19 protein-coding genes, 1 tRNA gene and 1 pseudogene are annotated in these 19,100 nt (G+C 40.0%); 15 read left to right on the top strand and 6 right to left on the bottom strand.

Annotated elements, in window-relative coordinates; all coding sequences use genetic code 11:
• Positions 1 to 22 precede the first annotated feature (22 nt).
• The 5 genes from FJR11_RS08735 to FJR11_RS08755 all read left to right on the top strand — a co-directional run bounded on the left by FJR11_RS08735 (position 23) and on the right by FJR11_RS08755 (position 3,159).
• Positions 23 to 178, top strand: coding sequence for a DUF3285 domain-containing protein (locus FJR11_RS08735; protein ID WP_015079087.1), 156 nt, complete (start codon positions 23 to 25; stop codon positions 176 to 178).
• 13 nt (positions 179 to 191) lie between these two features.
• Positions 192 to 692 (top strand): rRNA maturation RNase YbeY, encoded by a 501-nt coding sequence (ybeY, locus tag FJR11_RS08740; protein ID WP_168503306.1) that lies wholly within the window; start codon positions 192 to 194, stop codon positions 690 to 692.
• Positions 693 to 1,260: 568 nt separating this feature from the next.
• Positions 1,261 to 1,716, top strand: a complete 456-nt coding sequence (locus FJR11_RS08745; RefSeq protein WP_168503307.1) for a diacylglycerol kinase family protein — start codon at positions 1,261 to 1,263, stop codon at positions 1,714 to 1,716.
• A gap of 74 nt (positions 1,717 to 1,790) precedes the next feature.
• Positions 1,791 to 2,378, top strand: a complete 588-nt coding sequence (locus FJR11_RS08750; protein ID WP_168503308.1) for an aminodeoxychorismate/anthranilate synthase component II — start codon at positions 1,791 to 1,793, stop codon at positions 2,376 to 2,378.
• A 13-nt stretch (positions 2,379 to 2,391) separates the two neighbouring features.
• Entirely contained in the window at positions 2,392 to 3,159 is a 768-nt protein-coding gene (locus FJR11_RS08755) for an MBL fold metallo-hydrolase (protein WP_168503309.1), read from the top strand.
• A 306-nt stretch (positions 3,160 to 3,465) separates the two neighbouring features.
• Here the strand turns inward: FJR11_RS08755 and FJR11_RS08760 are convergent, their stop codons facing one another.
• The gene (locus FJR11_RS08760) at positions 3,466 to 4,719 is read right to left on the bottom strand and encodes a VCBS repeat-containing protein (RefSeq protein ID WP_168503310.1); all 1,254 of its coding nucleotides are present in this window, start codon (positions 4,717 to 4,719) and stop codon (positions 3,466 to 3,468) included.
• A 374-nt stretch (positions 4,720 to 5,093) separates the two neighbouring features.
• On the opposite strand from FJR11_RS08760, the gene FJR11_RS08765 reads away from it, so the two are divergent.
• The 3 genes from FJR11_RS08765 (at position 5,094) to FJR11_RS08775 (ending at position 9,923) form a co-directional block, all read left to right on the top strand.
• The gene (locus FJR11_RS08765; protein ID WP_168503311.1) at positions 5,094 to 6,401 is read left to right on the top strand and encodes an aminopeptidase P N-terminal domain-containing protein; all 1,308 of its coding nucleotides are present in this window, start codon (positions 5,094 to 5,096) and stop codon (positions 6,399 to 6,401) included.
• A 75-nt stretch (positions 6,402 to 6,476) separates the two neighbouring features.
• A complete protein-coding gene (locus tag FJR11_RS08770) occupies positions 6,477 to 9,089 on the top strand; it encodes an SUMF1/EgtB/PvdO family nonheme iron enzyme (protein ID WP_168503312.1) in 2,613 nt (870 codons plus the stop codon).
• A 315-nt stretch (positions 9,090 to 9,404) separates the two neighbouring features.
• Positions 9,405 to 9,923 carry a transposase gene (locus FJR11_RS08775; protein WP_168503313.1) on the top strand — a complete coding sequence of 173 codons (519 nt, stop codon included), beginning with the start codon at positions 9,405 to 9,407 and terminating at the stop codon, positions 9,921 to 9,923.
• A gap of 89 nt (positions 9,924 to 10,012) precedes the next feature.
• On the opposite strand, the gene FJR11_RS08780 is transcribed toward FJR11_RS08775, so the two are convergent.
• Positions 10,013 to 10,086, bottom strand: a tRNA-Pro gene (locus FJR11_RS08780).
• A gap of 164 nt (positions 10,087 to 10,250) precedes the next feature.
• Positions 10,251 to 10,778 carry a GNAT family N-acetyltransferase gene (locus FJR11_RS08785; RefSeq protein WP_168503314.1) on the bottom strand — a complete coding sequence of 176 codons (528 nt, stop codon included), beginning with the start codon at positions 10,776 to 10,778 and terminating at the stop codon, positions 10,251 to 10,253.
• Between the two features lie 609 nt (positions 10,779 to 11,387).
• Between FJR11_RS08785 and FJR11_RS08790 the strand changes: the two genes are divergently transcribed.
• Together FJR11_RS08790 and FJR11_RS08795 are read left to right on the top strand one after the other, a co-directional pair.
• Positions 11,388 to 12,107 (top strand): hypothetical protein, encoded by a 720-nt coding sequence (locus tag FJR11_RS08790; protein ID WP_168503315.1) that lies wholly within the window; start codon positions 11,388 to 11,390, stop codon positions 12,105 to 12,107.
• 90 nt (positions 12,108 to 12,197) lie between these two features.
• On the top strand, positions 12,198 to 13,088 hold the full coding sequence (locus FJR11_RS08795) for an alpha/beta fold hydrolase (protein ID WP_168503316.1): 891 nt from the start codon (positions 12,198 to 12,200) through the stop codon (positions 13,086 to 13,088).
• Positions 13,089 to 13,164: 76 nt separating this feature from the next.
• Here the strand turns inward: FJR11_RS08795 and tsaD are convergent, their stop codons facing one another.
• Complete coding sequence (tsaD, locus tag FJR11_RS08800; RefSeq protein WP_168503317.1) at positions 13,165 to 14,208, bottom strand: tRNA (adenosine(37)-N6)-threonylcarbamoyltransferase complex transferase subunit TsaD; 1,044 nt, start codon at positions 14,206 to 14,208, stop codon at positions 13,165 to 13,167.
• Between the two features lie 292 nt (positions 14,209 to 14,500).
• Between tsaD and FJR11_RS08805 the strand changes: the two genes are divergently transcribed.
• The 5 genes and pseudogenes from FJR11_RS08805 (at position 14,501) to FJR11_RS08825 (ending at position 17,569) form a co-directional block, all read left to right on the top strand.
• Positions 14,501 to 14,995: a Photosystem I reaction center subunit III gene (locus FJR11_RS08805; RefSeq protein WP_168503318.1), complete on the top strand. Its 495-nt coding sequence runs from the start codon at positions 14,501 to 14,503 to the stop codon at positions 14,993 to 14,995.
• A 39-nt stretch (positions 14,996 to 15,034) separates the two neighbouring features.
• The gene (gene psaJ, locus FJR11_RS08810) at positions 15,035 to 15,181 is read left to right on the top strand and encodes a photosystem I reaction center subunit IX (protein WP_015079100.1); all 147 of its coding nucleotides are present in this window, start codon (positions 15,035 to 15,037) and stop codon (positions 15,179 to 15,181) included.
• 335 nt (positions 15,182 to 15,516) lie between these two features.
• A pseudogene (locus FJR11_RS08815) lies at positions 15,517 to 16,040 on the top strand (photosystem I reaction center subunit XI).
• 192 nt (positions 16,041 to 16,232) lie between these two features.
• On the top strand, positions 16,233 to 17,267 hold the full coding sequence (locus tag FJR11_RS23865) for a histidine kinase dimerization/phospho-acceptor domain-containing protein (RefSeq protein ID WP_168503319.1): 1,035 nt from the start codon (positions 16,233 to 16,235) through the stop codon (positions 17,265 to 17,267).
• Entirely contained in the window at positions 17,267 to 17,569 is a 303-nt protein-coding gene (locus FJR11_RS08825; RefSeq protein ID WP_168503320.1) for a diguanylate cyclase domain-containing protein, read from the top strand. The genes FJR11_RS23865 and FJR11_RS08825 overlap by 1 nt, the downstream gene beginning before the upstream one ends.
• Before the next feature lie 36 nt (positions 17,570 to 17,605).
• On the opposite strand, the gene gmk is transcribed toward FJR11_RS08825, so the two are convergent.
• A complete protein-coding gene (gene gmk / locus FJR11_RS08830) occupies positions 17,606 to 18,220 on the bottom strand; it encodes a guanylate kinase (protein WP_371417491.1) in 615 nt (204 codons plus the stop codon).
• A 262-nt stretch (positions 18,221 to 18,482) separates the two neighbouring features.
• Positions 18,483 to 18,749, bottom strand: a complete 267-nt coding sequence (gene remA / locus FJR11_RS08840) for an extracellular matrix/biofilm regulator RemA (protein ID WP_015080662.1) — start codon at positions 18,747 to 18,749, stop codon at positions 18,483 to 18,485.
• Between the last annotated feature and the right edge of the window lie 351 nt (positions 18,750 to 19,100).

A 19,100-nucleotide genomic window follows, 5' to 3' on the forward strand; every position in this document is an offset into this window, starting at 1 on the left:
AAGAAATGATCTTCAATGAATTATGGACAAATCTCCTGCCACAGAACCCCAACCTAGCTATGTCAAACTCGCCATGCGAAACATGGTCAGAAAAGGCGGCACTTCCCTCAAACACTTTGCCCTAACTGCCGTAGGACTTTTATCTGTCCTTGTGGGTTTAGCATATCTTACCCGCTAAGTGAGGAAAAATAGTGCCTCTACAGGTAGAATTATATTTAGAAAATTGTGTTGATGACTCTTCAGCAATTCCTCTCGAAACTTGGGAAAACTGGTTTTGGCAATGGTTAGAAATTCTTGATGATTATCTACCAACTGCACCTAGTTATGAAATCAGCTTGCGTTTGACAACCGACACAGAAATTCAAACCCTCAATTCTCAATATCGTCAGCAGGATAAACCTACAGATGTGTTAGCCTTTGCATCTCTAGAAGCAGATTTACCACAAAGCGAAGAAATGCTGGCTTCTATGCCTTTGTATTTGGGTGATATTATTGTCTCTATAGATACAGCAAACCGTCAGGCACAACAGCAGGAACATAGCTTATCTACAGAATTAGCTTGGTTAACGGCTCATGGTTTATTGCATTTGTTAGGTTGGGATCATCCTGACGAAGAAAGTTTGATGGAAATGTTAACCCAGCAAGTTGTATTACTGAAAAAAATAGGTATTATTATTAACTTAGAGTTGTAGATGTATCTTGACAACTGCGAATCTTGGTAATTACTTTATAGTTGAGATATTTAAAATAGCCTACAATTACCTCAAAGTTTATCTGGCTGTCAGTAACTCAGCCCTAAAGGGACTGAGCTTGTAAGAAATTGCAAGCTGTACTGACCAGTTTAAGTCTTCACTGACTACGTTTTTTGAGTCACGACACCCTGGAATGCGTAGCTAGTTCCCTGCTCTGTCGCTTGTGATTAAACAGTTTCAAAGTCACTGAAACAGTGTTGCAAGCCTAACAAGCTCTTAAAACATTGACAAAGCTAACATTACCCCAGAAATGGGAGGCTCTTCGGAGCAACACATTATGCGTACAGAGTTGGGAAATTTGAATCGGTAATTGTCCCGTTGAAAGTACACCACAAAAGTACCCCGAATTTCTTAACTCCAAGGCGGTAATGAAAAAAGATTCAAAGCGGTTAAAACCGCCCGTGTCGCTTTCCTTTCAGGGCTAAAGCCACGCTCGTTTCCCACTTACCGGATATCCTTATGAAAATCGGTAAATTCTTACTCCCTCATATCTCGTATTTTTGTGTCTATGTCCCCAAAAGTTTCGTCATCATCCACCAATAACAGCTTACCAACGCTTGTGTCCAAAGATAGGGAACTTTCCTGGCAAATTGCCTCTAATTTACTTGTTAGTTTTAAGTATGCTTGGGCTGGAATTACCTATGGTTTTCAGACTCAACGGAATTTTCGGATTCATGTAGCCGTCTGCGCCTTGGCTATTGGTTTAAGTGTATTTTTGCGCTTGGCAACAGTGGAAATAGCCATAATTGCTATTACCAGCGGCTTAGTTTTGACCTTAGAGTTAGTAAATACTGCCATTGAGTCCATTGTAGACTTAACGGTAAAACAGTCTTATCATGAGTTGGCAAAAGTCGCTAAAGACTGCGCTGCTGGTGCTGTACTTGTTTCAGCTTTAGTTGCATTATTGGTTGCCTCTACACTAATATTGCCTCCTTTAGCAACTTTAATCCTATCTACTTTCTAGATAGTAGATTGTGAATAGTAGAGACGTTTCCGGGGAACGTCTTTGATATTTTTAAATATAATTAGGTAAAAATTGTGATATTAGTCATTGATAATTACGATAGCTTTACGTATAACTTAGTACAATACTTGGGAGAATTAGCAGCAGATTTTCCAGTGGCTAATGACCTGCAAGTAGTCCGAAATGATAAGATTACTGTAGACGAAATTAAGACATTAAACCCCGATGCAGTGGTGATTTCACCAGGTCCCGGTCGTCCAGATGATGCCGGAGTTTCCCTGAATGCGATCGCTCAACTAGGATCTCAAATACCGATTTTAGGCGTGTGTTTAGGACATCAAAGTATTGGTCAGGTTTTCGGTGGTAAAATCGTCTCTGCCCCAGAATTGATGCACGGTAAAACCTCTCAGGTATCGCACACCGGCATAGGAATTTTTCAGGGATTAGAAAATCCATTGACCGCTACCAGATATCATAGTTTAGTTATTGAGCGCGAAACTTGCCCGGAAGTATTGGAAATCACTGCTTGGGTAGAAGATGGCACAATCATGGGCGTGAGACACCGGAACTATCCTCATATTCAAGGAGTCCAGTTTCATCCAGAAAGTGTCCTCACTTCTTTGGGTAAGGAATTGCTGAGAAATTTTTTGCGAACTTTATAAAGCGAGAATATAAATGAAACGACGACAATTGATAGGCTGTGCTGGGGCGGGTTTAGTAACGGCTGTAATTACTAATTTAAGTTCTCAAGTTCCAGTAAATGCCCAAACTAGCGGTGTATCAATTCAGTGGTTAGGCCATACTTGCTTTCTATTGACTAATGGAAAGGTCAAAATTCTCATTAATCCCTTTCGGACTTTAGGATGTACAGCTAAGTATCGTCCCCCAAAAGTTGCCGCAGATTTGGTATTAATTAGCAGTCAACTGTTAGATGAAGGGGCAATAGATCAACTATCAGGAAATCCCAAAGTAGTTTATCAGCCGGGGGTTTATGAGTTTCGCGGTGTTAAATTTCAGGGAATTACCACAGACCATGATCGTAACGGTGGAAACCGATTTGGAAAAAATGTGGTTTGGAAATTGACCCCAGGGGGAATGAATCTGCTGCACTTAGGGGGTTCGGCTGCACCCATTACCCTAGAACAAAAAATCCTCATGGGTAGCCCCGATGTGTTATTTATTCCCGTGGGAGGCAGTGCTAAAGCCTACAATCCCCAAGAAGCAAAACAAGCTATTGAAGTCCTAAATCCTAAGATAGTCATTCCCACCCATTACCGCACCCAAGCCGCTGATCCTAACCAGTGTGACATTACCCCAATAGATGATTTTCTGACTTTGATGCAGGGTGTTAATATCCGCCGGAGTAACAGTGATTCTCTGATGATTAATTCTCAGAATTTACCGGAAAATATGGAAATTCAGGTTTTGAGTTATAAGTTTTGATGAGTTCTTGATTAGAAAATAGAACATAAAAAGCGATTCCTAGGTCGCGCTTCGCTATCGCTTTCCTAGAAATCATGGATAGCGATCGCTTAATACAGCACTTCCAGGTGTTATGAGGTACAAGAACCCCACCCCCAACCCCCTCCCCGCAAGCGATGAGGGGGCTAAGATGTAACTCATAAGAGCGGAAACCGCTGTATAATCGTTAGTAAAAGTATTGGTAAACGGGTAATTTTTCCTAATTACCCAGTCCCCAGTCCCCAGTCCCCAGTCCCCAGTCCCCAGTCCCTAGTCCCCATTACCAAATCAACCTGTATACCATTCTGGAGTTAGCTTATCTGCATCAGCAACAGGAGTTTCAGTAGCTAGAGTTCCATCCATAGTCCAGATTTTATCTGCGGATGTTTGTTGATCTCTCCAGTAAATATCAGTCTTACCATCGCCATTGAAATCGCCTAAAGATGCGGTGTAACCAGGAGCATTGCTGGGTAAGAAGGCTTCAGAACTAACTGCTGTACCATCCATCAACCAAGCGGTGTTTTCACCAGTGGTAGCATTGTGCCAGAAGATGTCTGTTTTACCATCGCTATTGAAATCGCCAATATTAGCAGTCCAATCTGTACCCAATGTATTAACAACACCTTCGGTCACAAAAATACCATTCATTGTCCAAATCTTATTCTCCCCTGTTTGGGAGTTGCGCCACAGAACGTCAGTTTTTAAGTCACCGTTGAAATCGCCTAGGCTATAACCCCAGGAAGCATCTTGGGATTGAAGATCATATTTAGTAGCCTCACTACCATTCATAAACCACGCGCTATTTTCGCCTGTGGTGGTATTGCGCCAGAAAATATCACTCTTACCGTTACCATCGAAATCAACAATGGTTGCACTCAATAATGGATCTGTAGTTTCTAGAACATTAGCACTAACTACTGTTGTTCCATCCATTTGCCAAATAGCGTTTTGACCAGTGGTGTCATTATGCCAGAAAATATCAGTTTTGCGATCGCCATTGAAATCGCCAATATTTGCATTCCAACCTGGATCAACGCGATCTAAAGCCATGAAACTAGCAACTCTTGCTCCATCCATTAGCACAACTACATTCTCACCAGTTGTCTTATTGCGTAATAAGAAATCAGTCTTATTATCGCTGTTAAAATCAGCAGTTTTATATTCCCAGGTTGTTAAGTCATATTGACCTAAAGAAGACTGTTCTAAAACTTGTGTTCCGTTCATGAGGCGAACTAAAATTTCACCTGTTTGTACATTTACCCAAAGTTTATCTGTTTTACCATCACCATTGAAATCAGGAACAATGGCCGCACTAGTTAAATAGGGGTTAGGATTGGGGTTAGCACTACCTCCAACTGGGATTTGGAGATCCGGTAAAGCATCAATTGGTAAAGGAATTAATGGATCTTCCTGTGCTTGAGGTGCAGAACTTTGACGAGTATCAAGAGATGTTATCAAACCTTGTGATTTTTCGAGAGATACTAATCCTGATGTGCCTAGTTCTTTTAAATCTAATCCTGAGCGATTTGCTGATTGAAACATGGTGTGTTTTTATCGGTAATTAATATCCATTTTTAATTTGATTTTTATGAAGATTCTGTAAATAACAAACATTTGTTTAATTATTTTAATTGAATGTCATTGTTTATAGATATTTTGATAATGTTCATAACCACTAATATTAAAAATTAAAAGTAATATCTAAACAATCAAAAAATATTTTATATTCTGTTTATCAAAGTCATTATTTAAAGATCAAATCCTGTTTTCTTGACAATCTTATTTATAGAATTCCTAGGGGATTGTCAAGGAAATTAAAAATTGGCTAGAATAGGCAAAATTAGCAATTTTTCTGACATCCTTCTCAGTAGTCTATAATTGTTAAAGCCAAAAACAACACTATCAATACATCAACTATGCAAACAGAATATCGGCAACGTCGTGAGCAGTTAATGGCGAAAATAGGCAGTGGTACAGCAATTTTTAGAAGTGCGCCCACAGCAGTAATGCACAACGATGTCGAGTATGTTTATCGTCAAGATAGTGATTTCTTTTACTTAACTGGCTTTAATGAAGCCCAAGCAGTAGCAGTATTAGCACCCCATCACCCAGAACATCGGTTTATATTATTTGTTCAACCCAAAGACCGGGAAAAAGAAGTTTGGAGTGGTTATCGTTGTGGAATAGACGCAGCCAAAGAATTTTATGGTGCAGACGCAGCTTACCCCATTGCGGAGTTAGATGAGAAGCTACCCCAATATTTAGAAAAAGCCGATTGTATTTATTATCATTTAGGACGCGATCACAATTTCAACGACAAAATCCTCAAACATTACCAAAACTTACTGCGAACCTATCCCAAACGCGGTACAGGACCAACATCCATAGCTGATCCTGGTATTGTCCTCAACAATATGCGGTTATATAAAAGCAAGACAGAACTAGACCTAATGCGTCGAGCCGCAGAAATTGCCGTAGAAGCTCATAATCATGCTTTAAAAACCACCGCACCAGGACGTTATGAATATGAAATCCAAGCGGAAATAGAACATATTTTCCGTCTTCGGGGTGGCATGGGGCCAGCTTATCCTTCCATAGTCGCATCAGGTAAGAATGCTTGCGTTTTACATTACATCGAAAACAACTGTCAAATGCAAGAGAATGATTTACTCTTGATTGATGCTGGTTGCGCTTATGGTTATTACAACTCTGATATTACCCGGACATTTCCCGTTAGTGGTAAATTCACACCAGAACAAAAAGCATTATATGAAATTGTATTAGCTGCACAAAAACAAGCAATAGCAGAAGTAAAACCGGGTAATTCCTTCCATGCACCTCATAATGCAGCCGTGCGGATATTAACAGAAGGATTAGTCGAACTGGGTTTACTCAAAGGAGAAATTGATAAATTAATAGAAGAAGAAAAATATAAACCCTTTTATATGCACCGCACCAGTCATTGGTTAGGTTTAGATGTCCATGATGTGGGAGTTTATCAACATGGAGAAAACCCCCAAACCTTACAACCTGGCCAAGTGCTAACTATAGAACCAGGACTTTATATAGTCCCCGACACCAAACCAGCCGAAGACCAACCGGAAATTGACCCCCGTTGGGTAGGAATTGGGATTCGCATTGAAGATGATGTCTTAGTTACTGAAGATGGAAATGAGGTTTTAACTGCGGGAGTTCCCAAAGAAGTAAAAGATTTAGAAAAATAGCAGGACAATTACAAAATTTACTCGAAAAAGAATCTCAATCATCACAATAAATAACCACAAAAAAAGAGTTTATCCATGAGTATTCTCGGTGCTATAGTCGGTGGTATTGCTAAATTAGCTGGGACTATCGCTCCCACATTAATGGCAGTAAATAAAACCCGGATCATTACTACCCAAACACAATCTTTAGCACTTGCTCAAAAACGGGATAATGACACTCAACAGTTGGCAATGAAACGCATGGAATTTGATGCCAAAATGGAAATGATGCGGCAAAGTGTCAGAGCTAGAGAACGTCAAGGAGATAAGGAATTTAGCCTTACTCTTAAAGCTATGGAAGCAGAAACTTTGCTCACACAAGAAAAAATGCGGCAAGCATTTCAAGCATTAGAAGCAGAAAAACAACGAGAATTTACCCAAGCAATTGAAAAATTCAAAGCAGAAGTACAAATTGCCATCCAAACTGATAATATTGCCTTTCAAAAATGGAAAACTGAAACAGATCAACAATTTGCCATTGAAATCCGCTATCTTGACGCGCAAATTACCCGACAACGAGATAAACAAATTAGAAGAGATCACAATAGTCCCTTTTTTGCCGTTGCTGATGACATTCTGGAAATAGTCCACAACCGCCCAGAAATGCCCCTAACAGTCTTCTTTTCCCCTCCGGTATTGCGTTACGACCCTTTACCAAATAGCACCGCTCAGAGTCAATTTCCCATGATGGAATCTACCCTTTCTGGTGCTTTACGAGAACTATTTAAACAATATACCCTCAACCAACGCCCAGTAAAATTTATGGCGGGAGAATGGGTAACAAAAAACCGTCGTGCAGAGTCAGCAGTTAATCAGATATTTAGTGAATTACGTTCTATTCCCGTGCTGGTTTTAGAAACTGAAGTAGAAGAATCTTTTTTTAACATCAACATCGGTTTTTGGAACAATGATTTTGATGATGCTCGTTTTGAAACCGTTGTGCGTAAACTGCGTTGGCAAGATACCATTAGCGAAATTTCTCAAAACCTATTCCAACAATGGCAACAACAAGGAAAAGCCATACAAACAGACTTGGATAGAGCCGAATTTAGTCGCCGTAGTCGGGAAACTTTCACTCACTACATGGAAGTTTTACACTCTATTCATGTGGGAATGGTGACAGATGAATATTTCTTAATTTATGCACCCCAACGGCAATTACCCCTTTTGCCTACATTATTGCCTGATTTATTTGATGAAGCTAATCTTGATGATGATGAACGTATAGCTTTAACAAAAGCTGTAATTGACTACTGTAATGCCCTATTTGATGGTTTAGAACAAACTGAACCCGCTGTTATGGTGGAATTGCGTTTAGGTTGGGCAAAAATTTTACAGTCTGTTCCGTCACGCTATAGTTTTGCTAATCAAGTACAAGCAATTATGAAAACCTGGTTGAAACAACGAGGTATTAATAATAGTGTTGATCCAATTATTGACATTGGTAAAATGCTTGTACCTGAAGATAGTAATTTTGTCCAATCTTTCAATGCTTATTTACAAGTTTTAGGAGTAACGAATTATCTTAATATTGCTAAATCATGTTTTAAGCGTGGCATGGAACATTTACAAGTCCAACGTCATGATCTAGCCAAGATTGATTTTGATCGGACTATTTCTTTAAATCCTCAAGCAAGTGTTTACTATCAACGAGCTATGGCTTGTTATGGATTGAAGGAATATAATAGTGCTATTTCTGATTTAGATAAGGCTATTTCTCTCCAACCTCAAAGGGCTGAATTTTACGATTTACGGGGTGATACTTACCTAAAATTAAATAACGATGAAATTGCCCTAGCTAACTATAATCAATCGGTAACTTTAGGACATTCCACCGATAAACGGGATGCTTTGCAAAAAGAATGGAATGATACCCGTCGTCAGGAAGAGGAAGCACGTAAACGCCGTGAAGCTGAAGCTGTTCGTAAACGTGCTGAGGAAGAAGAACGTCGTCGAGCTTTGATTTTACCTTTACCCAATAATCAAACCTTACAATTAGTTTGGATTGATGCTGGAGTATTAAAAATGAAAGGTGGACATACTGTAAATCTTTCCGAGTTTCGCATAGGTAAATATCCCGTTACCCAAGCACAATATCAAGCAGTTATGGGTACAAACCCCTCCCATTTCTTAGGTATTGGTAAGGAAAATCACCCGGTTGAGCGCGTTAATTGGCATCAGGCAACGGAATTTTGTCAAAAGCTGACTGAACACCTAAACAAACAGGGAATTAACGTCAAAATTACCCTCCCTAGTGAAACCCAATGGGAATATGCTTGTCGTGCTGGTACAACCACAAAATTCTGGTTTGGAGAGAATGACAGCCAGTTAAAAAACCATGCTTGGTACACAGATAATTCTAATAGTCAAACCCATTCCGTGATAAAAAAAGAGGATACCCATACTAACCCTTGGGGTTTAGTGGATATGCACGGTAATGTTTGGGAATGGTGTGCAGATTCCTGGACAAGTAATGTTGCTGATTTACCTAAAAATGGTAAATCCTATGTTAATACATCTGAAAGCAACAAGCTATTACGTGGGGGTAGTTGGTGCAATGTTAGTAATAATTGCACTGCTGGCTATCGGGAAAACGATAGCGCGGGCTACTACTACTTCAGCTTCGGTTTTCGTGTAGTATGTGTGTAGGGGCAAACCCCCCGTGGTTGCCCCGATATTTATAATTACCACGCGATTACCTTAATATTTGTGGTAATCATTTGGTTGACCCGATATTTGTATTGATCAATAAATTGATTATTGGGGCGATCGCATTAAATCAAAACCCATGTAGAATTGATCATTAATCCGATAATTATGAGGGCAACCACGGGGGGATTGCCCCTACGTATTTTATGCGATTTATTTGGGCGATCGCATGAAATCAAAACCCATATATAATTGATATCGGGGCAACCACAAATTATTGGGGCAACCACGGGGGGATTGCCCCTACATATTTTTATGGCGTATAATCCTGATATTCATCGTCGCCGTTCTATTCGCCTGAAAGGATATGATTATTCTCAGGCAGGGGCGTATTTTGTGACTATTTGTATTAACCAAAGGCGATCTCTCCTTGGTAATATTCAAGAAGGTATAATGCAGCCTTCACCAGCAGGAGAAATGGTACAAATTGTTTGGGATGAAATTCCTGCCCATTACCAAGGAATTGATATTGATGCTTTCGTTTTAATGCCTAATCATATTCATGGTATTATTATCCTTGAACCTAATTGTTCCATGAAATTACCAGATGTAGTTCATCGGTTTAAATCTTTAACCACTGCTAGATATCGTCATGGTGTTTATGAAAAAGAATGGCCAGCTTTTGAAAAGAGACTATGGCAACGCAATTATCATGAACACATTATTCGTAACGAAAAATCATGCGATCGCTTACGAGAATATATAAGAGATAATCCAATATTATGGGATGTTGACACCCTTCATCCCAACAACCCCGAAAATTTCCCCACGTAGGGGCAATTTTCGGGGTTGCCCAGAATCGTAGGGGCAATCCCCCGTGATTGCCCCAATAATTTGGGGTTGGGGTTCTATTATCTCACAAATCGGGATGACAGGATTCGAACCTGCGGCATCCTGCTCCCAAAGCAGGCGCGCTACCAAGCTGCGCTACATCCCGTAAAGTCATAGAAACCAAACTCCACATAAATCAAATTATGTTTTTTTGGCTCATCCCGACTATCATATCACAAAAAAAAATAAATGCAAACCCAATAATCTAGAAAAAATAAGATTTAGGGAAATATTTTAAATTCCCTAATCCCCAAACCCCAGCCACCTTGATCACTGAGGATACCAAAACATTCCTTTTATACCTTCAGGATCTGACATAAAGCCCATTGTCTTATAGAAATCTACAACATGAGGGTCAGCAAAAAGAGTGACATTGCTAATTTCTTCACTCCTAAGTTTTTTGAGGACATATTTCATTAATGCCTTACCTAGCCCTCTACTTTGAAAATCAGGATGAACGACTACATCCCAAATAGTGGCATTAAAAGCATGATCTGAGGTAGCACGGGCAAAACCAATCAAACGCTTTTTATTTCCTCGCACTTGCCACATAGAGGCCACGAGAAAACTATGCTCAATCGCTTTTTTTACTTTTCTGAGAGGGCGACGTGACCAGCCAACTGCATCACAAAGTTCTTCTAGTTCATAGAGGTCAATATCTCTTTCCGTACTGAAAAGGATTTGATCCTTACCTACACTAGAATTACCATCAACTTCCGCTGTATGCTCATTAACAGCAGTGTTTTTATTTGCCGCTAAAGATTCAGGAGTGCTAAACCAAGTTTTCCAAAAACCCATGCCAATGCAGTTCGGGTAGTATGACTGAATTGGTTGCCACTTTTTAAGAGTGTTGATTCACATTTAACATTACTATGATCATTGTTAGCCAATCAGCTAGAAATAATCTAGGTGTTTTGGCGATTTGCAATAGTCATAGCTAGTTATCAGGTGTTTCTTACCAATCACTTTCAACTCTAGCATTTTGTTTTAACACTACTCAATAAAACTCACCCAAAGGCAAAAAATTTCCAAAATCCAAGTATCTTTCCGCCTTAAGTGATAAATTTTGGCAGCACAGTTTTATAAATAAACAAGATAAAGCTGACCCTGTGCTAATCAATGTCAACTTCAATGACACAATGAGAACAGGTAATTTAACTGATACGCTGTAGACTTTGAGAGATAACATTATTTCAGAATTCTAACTAAGTCCGGGGATTCGGGATAGGCAAGAGGCAAGAGGCAAAAGGCAAAAGGCAAGAGGCAAGAGGCAAGAAAAATTCTTATTGCTCCCCAGTCCCCAGTCCCCAGTCCCCAGTCCCCAGTCCCCAGTCCCCAGTCCCCAGTCCCCAGTCCCCAGTCCCCAATCCCCAGTTTGTACAAAACAAGTAAGTCTTACCCCCAACAATGGCTTCTGGTTTAAAATCTTCAACTCTAGAACTCCTTAAACGCTTTAATCGAGCGTTCCCCCAATTCTATGAGCAATTTGTTAGCAGTGAGATTCAACTGCAAAATTTACGTCTGGCATACCGTCTTTATAAAACCAGACGGGCTGTAATCGAGATGAAGTCAGAAGGGAGCAAAAGCGCCCTGCATTTTGCCTACCGCAATCAATCTTTCCTTCTGAGCGATATTTTTGGTGTCCTGGCAGCTTATGGTTTAACTATTCACGGTCTGAGTTTATACGGTCAAATTCGACCACCGATGCTAGTTTTTATTAAATTACTGGTATCTCGTGGTAGTAAAGCACTGACTGAAAAAACCGCTGATAATGTTTGCCGTGCTATTCGTGAAGCATTAGGAGGCAGATTTGAAGTAGAAGAAATGCTGGCGGTAGAATTTAATCTTGATGCTGGTTTAGAGCAGGTACAAACCGACTTCTATGTTGATCCTGTCTTTCATCTTCCCGCTTTAGTCATTGAAGCTGATAATCAACCCGGATTATTTTACAAAGTCATGTACGCTATCTGGCAAGAAGACCTACTGGTAGTTAACGCCAATTTACTGGTGTGGCGCGGACGCACTCGGCTAATTCTCTACTTACTCGGTCCAAATGAAAGTCTAATTCCTGAATATCTGGGTCACAGAATTGCGGAAGGAGTTAAAAATAGGTTACTTGGTCAATAGAATTAGCTAATTCAAAATTCAAAATTTTTGAGTTATTCGTTCTCTGTTTGTATTGAGTCGCACCCATTTTTAAGGGGACGATATTTAACTATGGCAACAATAGAAATCTTAGGCGTTCCACATACTTATGAGCTAACCGCTCCTACATCATGCCCCCATACTTTAGTATTTATCCACGGTTGGCTGAATAGCCGTGTATACTGGCAACCTGTGATTTCTCGTCTATCAGTAGATTTGCAGTGTTTATCTTATGATTTACGAGGCTTTGGTGAATCACAGTCCCAGGTAACATCAGATATAGAACTGACTTCCACAGACTCTAGTATGGTTAGTTCGTCCTTGGATTCTCTATATTCTCCATCTGCTTATGCTCAGGATTTAGCTGTTCTTCTCCAACACTTGAATATTTCTAGTGCTTGGTTAATAGGTCATTCTTTAGGTGGCACTATTGCTTTATGGACAGCGACTCAATTACCTGATTGTGTTCAAGGTGCAATTTGTATTAATGCCGGTGGTGGGATTTATCTCAAAGAAGCATTTGAGCAATTCCGTGCCGCAGGGCAGAAATTTTTACAAGTCCGTCCCCGTTGGCTTTCCCAAATGCCTTGGATTGATTTGTTGTTTACCAAAGCTAGTGTATTGCATCCTTTAGAGCGATATTGGGCGCGTCAACGACTAATTGATTTTATTGTCGCTGATCCCGAAGCTGCTTTGGGAACTCTTTTTGAATCCACTACGGAAGCAGAAATTAACTGTTTACCTGAATTAGTATCTAAATTAAAGCAGCCAGTGTATTTTTTAGCTGGTGCTGACGATAAGGTAATGGAACCCAAATATATCCGCCATTTAGCGAGTTTTCATTGGCTTTTTCAATCCGTTGGCAACAATGTGATTGAAATTCCTGATTGTGGGCATCTGGCTATGTTAGAGCAACCAGAAGCCGTAGCTGAACATATTCGGTCATTAGTTATTGGTCATTAGTTATTGGTCATTAGTCATTAGTCATTAGTTATTGAGAAAATTCTTCTTTCTTTCTCCTGACTCGGCGACTCCTGAACTAATTTTCGTACAACTGCATAACTTGGTTCAGTGAGAGCCGGGAATGGACTCCTAAAGTGAGAGGTGATGTTCTACCAAGTGATAGGTGTTCGGCGGCTGCACAGCCAATCATGGCGGCGTTGTCGGTGCAAAATTTTAACGGGGGAAATAGAACCCGCAAGTTATGTTTGCTGGCTGCTGCTTGTAAATGCTTTCTCAGTCCACTATTAGCAGCTACGCCACCACCTACAGTAATGGTATCTAGTCCATAATTACGAGCGCAGGCGATCGCTCTTTTGGTCAGCGATCGCGCTATGGTATCCTGAAAACTAGCCACAACATCAGCTATTGGTACTTCTTTACCTTCTTTCTCCAACTGCTGCACTAAACGTAATACCGCTGTCTTTAATCCGCTAAAACTACAATCGTAGGGATGATAACCCCCACCTGGTAAAGAAATTTTTCCTTCCGGTAATGCAAAAGCTTGGGGATTACCTGTTTGTGCCAGTTTGTCAATTATTGGCCCACCGGGATAACCCAGTTTTAACAACCGTGCTACCTTGTCAAAAGCCTCACCCGCCGCATCATCACGGGTTTCTCCCAGGGTTTCGTAAATACCATAATCCTTAACATAAATCAAGCTTGTATGACCGCCGGAAACAAGTAAGCTAAGAAAGGGAGGATTTAAACTTGGCTCGCTCAAGTAAGTCGCGTAAATATGACCTTCCAGGTGATGCACTCCCAAAAAAGGCAAATCATGGACAATTGCCAGGGTTTTGGCAGCCGTTAAGCCCACCAGCAACGCCCCCACAAGTCCAGGCGCACAAGTGGCAGCTATCCCATCAATCTGACCCCAATCTAGACCACTAGACTCCATCGCTTGCTCTATTTCATAATTCAGCGTTTCCAAATGCTGACGTGAGGCCACTTCTGGTACTACCCCACCATATTGTTGATGAACAGAAATTTGTGAAGCAACAATACTGCTACACACTTCACGATTCTTAATAATTGCAACAGCAGTCTCATCACAACTGGTTTCAATGGCTAAAACGGTTGTCATAGAATTGGTAATTGGTAATTGCTAATGGGCAACATACATTCTCTCATACCTCCCCTGCTCCCTGCTCCCTGCCCCCTGCCCCCTGCCCTCTGCTCCCCGCTCCCTGCCCCCTGCTCCCTGCCCCCTGCTTCCCTATCTTTTGATTGAGAAGCTTTAACTTTTGTTGACTTAAACTTTACTCAGTCCCCAGCCAAGAGTATGATAACTTCCTAGTTATCTAAAATAAAGACTGTACAAGCCGCTTCGTTTTGTACAAGAAACTTCTCGTTTTGTAATAAAAGGAAACAACTCCATGAGACGATTGTTTGCTTTGCTTTTGGCGATTACTCTTTGGTTCAATTTTGCTCCTGAAGCTAAAGCATTAGGCGCAAACCTTGTCCCTTGTAAAGACTCTCCCGCCTTTCAAGAGCTAGCACGAAATGCCCGTAACACCACCCCTGACCCTGAATCAGGTAAAAAGCGGTTTGAGCGTTATTCCCAGGCACTCTGTGGACCAGAAGGTTATCCTCACTTGATTGTAGATGGCCGTCTTGATCATGCTGGTGATTTTTTAATCCCTAGTATTCTCTTCCTCTACATTGCTGGTTGGATTGGTTGGGTAGGCCGTGCTTATCTCCAAGCAATCCAAAAAGGAGCAAATGCCGAGCAAAAAGAAATCCAAATTGATTTGGGTATTGCTCTACCTATCATCACCTCCGGTTTTGCTTGGCCAGCAGCAGCAATCAAAGAATTGCTCTCTGGGGAGTTAACAGCGAAGGATTCAGAAATTACCGTTTCACCACGTTAATTCATTTGTTGTCACTCACTTATTCTGGAGACTAAATTCATGGCTGAAAAAGGTAACGAAACCAACTACTTGATTACATTCATTTCCACTGCTCCCGTTGCAGCTACCATTTGGTTGACAATCACAGCCGGGATTTTGATTGAATTTAATCGCTTCTTCCCTGACCTCCTTTTCCACCCACTATAGGTTGAAAATCCGGTTCAGAAAAGCTAAGTAAATTAGCTTTTGCTTGTAGATTGTCTAATTAAGTTATCAAACCTAGTACCGCAAGGCGGAAGTCAAAAGTCAAAAGTCAAAAGCAATATAGAATCAGCTTTTGAACGATTGAAAATGGTTCATTAACTTACGCCGCAGTGGACTAGTTAGGTGAAAATATCACTCAAATTAGCAATCTTCACTAATGTATGAAACTCGTCATGTTGTCTACTGTTTGCGGGTTTCATACTTTTCTAAATTAGAAAGTGGCAAAATTAATTTTCATTAAAAATGCCATCTTTCTAATTTAAAAGCGAGCAAACAACATGACTCAAGCAGTAAGCTCATCAAAAACCCACCTAGTGATTCAAGGGATCGAAAAATAGTTATGGCAGTAGCAGCACGTGATCCACAAAGAGGCGATCTAGAAACCCCCATCAATTCCGCTCCTTTGGTGAAGTGGTTTATCAGCAACTTACCAGCTTATCGCCCCGGTCTAAATCCCTTTAGACGCGGTTTGGAAGTTGGTATGGCTCATGGTTATTTACTATTTGGACCTTTCCATAGATTAGGCCCTTTACGCAATGCCCCCAATGCTACCTTAGCTGGTTTGTTGGGTAGTATTGGGTTGGTTGTCATTTTGACAGCTTGCCTATCCTTATATGCCAACAGCAATCCTGATAAGGCTCTTGCTAGTATTGCTGTCCCCAATCCTCCAGTTGATGCTTTTAACTCTAAGGAAAGCTGGAATAATTTTGCCAGTGCTTTCTTAATTGGTGGTATCGGTGGCGCAGTAGTCGCTTTTTTCTTGACAGTTAATTCTGGATTAATCCAAGGTTTATTGGGTTAATTTGATTCTTGGTAATGGGTAATAGTTGCTAATTTGGGCTATTACCTATTATCGAGAGAAGTATATTAAAAAATAGATAATTATAATTTTACAAAAAACTAAGTTATAAAATACGGTTCTTCGGTTATTTTTATGGAAAACCTGGTTCAAAATCATTGAAAGCCTTGGTATGGTGTTGCAAGGGAAGCGAAGATGGGAAATTGGAATATTTTGGTCAATTTATCACGGGGAAAAGATCACCCACTTCTAGCAGCAGCTTATACTTTGCCATTTGAAGATGCACAGGGACAATTTCAAGGGGTACTTGTTTCTGGTCTAAATCTAACTCAGTTTGGAGACTTTCTTCAAAATTTAAAAATTGGGAATACAGGACAAGCATTTTCGATAGATCAACAAGGACAAATGATCGCCAATTCTATTAACGAAGTCCCATTTATAACTACCGCTAAAAGTGAATTATCTCAAAATGTTAATGCTAGTTCCCGCCGCTTAAAAGCAACAGCTAGTAAAAATAAAGTTATTAGATCAACATCCCAATATTTAACAGATAACTTTAAGCTAGAAGATATTAAAAACATTCAAAAACTTAATTTGTCAGTTGATGGTCAGAACTATTTTGTGCAGGTTTTTCCAGTGAGCCAACAAAATTTAAACTTCCTAACAGTTATTGTCATTCCTGAATCTGACTTCATGGAACATATTCAGGAAAATGCGCGTTTGACAATTGTATTCTGTGGTCTCACCCTGATTGTTGCCATAATAATTGGTATTCTCACTGCTCGTTGGATTACTATTCCTATTTTAGAATTAAGTCGTTTTAGTCAGGCTTTAGCACTAGGAGAATGGCAAAATTCTGATATAGAAAATGATTTATTAGAAACTAAAAATATTACAGAAATATCAACTCTGGCTAATTCATTTAATTTGATGGCACAACAGTTACAAGAATCTTTTCAAACATTAGAAAATCGAGTAAAAGAACGCACATCAGAATTAGTTATTGCCAAGGAAAAGGCGGAAGTTGCCAATCAAGCTAAAAGTTCATTCATTGCGAATATGAGTCATGAATTGCGGAGTCCCCTCAATGCAATTATTGGTTTTTCTCAGTTAATGTTACGCACGAAAAATTTGCCTTTAGAACAATATGACAATGCGGGAATTATTCAAAGAAGTGGTGAGTATTTATTAACCTTAATTAATAATGTTCTTGATGCCCAACCGATTTAGTGGCACGTTATGGTGGTGAAGAATTTGCCATAATTCTACCAAATACGGACAGTGAAGGCGCGTTAATTATTGCTGATTCCATTAGAGAAGCGATTCCTACGGAGCGCTTCGCTATCTCCAATCTTGCTATTCCTCACCGAAATTCTGATGTCAGCAGTAGCGTTACCTTGAGTATGGGAATTGCCTGTGAAATTCCCACAGGAGAGCAAAGTTTAGAAAACTTAATATCCCAGGCTGACAAAGCTCTTTATTCTGCAAAGAATCAGGGACGGAATCAGGCGGTAGCGTCTCGAAAGAGATAGCACGACCTAGGAATCGCCTATAAAGTTTAATTGTCTTTATACAGGAGACTCTGAACCAAAAATAGCTTTTTCAATTTCATTTAAAGCTTCCTCAAAATCATCATTGATAATTTTTATATCAAATTCATTAGCAGCGGCAACTTCCTCTTCAGCACGTTGCAAACGACGAGTGATAGCTTCTTCAGAATCTTGTCCCCGTTCACGGATCCGTTTTTCTAATTCTGAAAACGAAGGTGGCAAAATAAAAATACTCAGGGCGCTAGGAAAAGTATTACGGATTTGTCTTGCTCCTTCTAGTTCAATTTCTAGCACCACCAACTTACCAGACTGAATCTGGTTAAGGACAGCTTCACGGGGTGTACCATAAAAATTCCCAGCAAATTCTGCCCATTCCAAAAATTCACCTTGAGTAACTAATTGTTCAAACTTACTCCGGCTGATAAAGTCATAGTTTTTACCATTGATTTCTCCCGGACGAGGAGAACGAGTTGTTGCAGATACTGAATAATGCAATTCTGGATAACGCTGGAGAATTGCATTCATTAAAGTACCTTTGCCAACTCCACTCGGACCTGTTAAAACAATTAGCTTGCCTAGAGGCGGGAATTGTTTCGTATTTGCACCATTATAGATAGGTAAGACTTGCATTATCCGTTGAATTTGTGAATTAATAAATATAAATTATTCATTAGTCTTGTTTTAGCTGCTAAAACAACTAATACCATTTTGAACTTGAGATTTGAGATGATCAAATACCTACAGTAGCAGTTTTTCGGCTGCATCTCTCATCCTCACAATTCCAATTGGCATCAAGACTAAAGAATTTGTAGCACTGGTGACAGAAAACCAGTCTAATTCACATGGTACGGCCGATATGGTACAAATAGAGTTGGGTTGATAACTATTCCGACGATTAATTATCTACAACATGATGATCACGGGAAATCACAAACCGATTGGCTACGGTTTCTGGCTGAATTGCCGAGAGAATAACATGACTAGAATCGGTGATAATCACCGCCCTTGTCCGTCGTCCATAGGTAGCATCAACCAGTTGACCTCTATCCCTAGCATCGGTGATAATCCGCTTAATGGGAGCAGATTCTGGACTAACGATGGCAACGACTCTGTTGGCAGAGACGATATTACCAAACCCGATATTGATTAATTGAATTTCCATAAAAAAAATTTCAGCTAAACCAGAAATGAAAAGCTTGTAGTAAACTTATTTCCATGTTATCGCTAAAGAATCGGAGTTACAACGATTTAAACCACGTTATCCCCAGTTTTTTCATAACAAATGCTTTTTTTAGCTGTATTATCAATCAAATCTACTAAAAATATTCCTTATGATATACGCAGAATCACATCCATACAAGCTAGTCACGCTTTCCTTTGAATTTAAAAAAATATAGGTGAAATGAGCTTTTTGAAGGCAAGAATGAATAATTAATGGTACTGCAGTACTATTTGAGGAGTTAAATAAAGTAAAGCACACACCATTGGCAATTACTATTTTAGACTCAAAGAC

Origin of the sequence: Anabaena sp. UHCC 0187 (assembly GCF_009712035.1) — a bacterium.
Taxonomy (GTDB): Bacteria; Cyanobacteriota; Cyanobacteriia; order Cyanobacteriales; family Nostocaceae; genus Dolichospermum.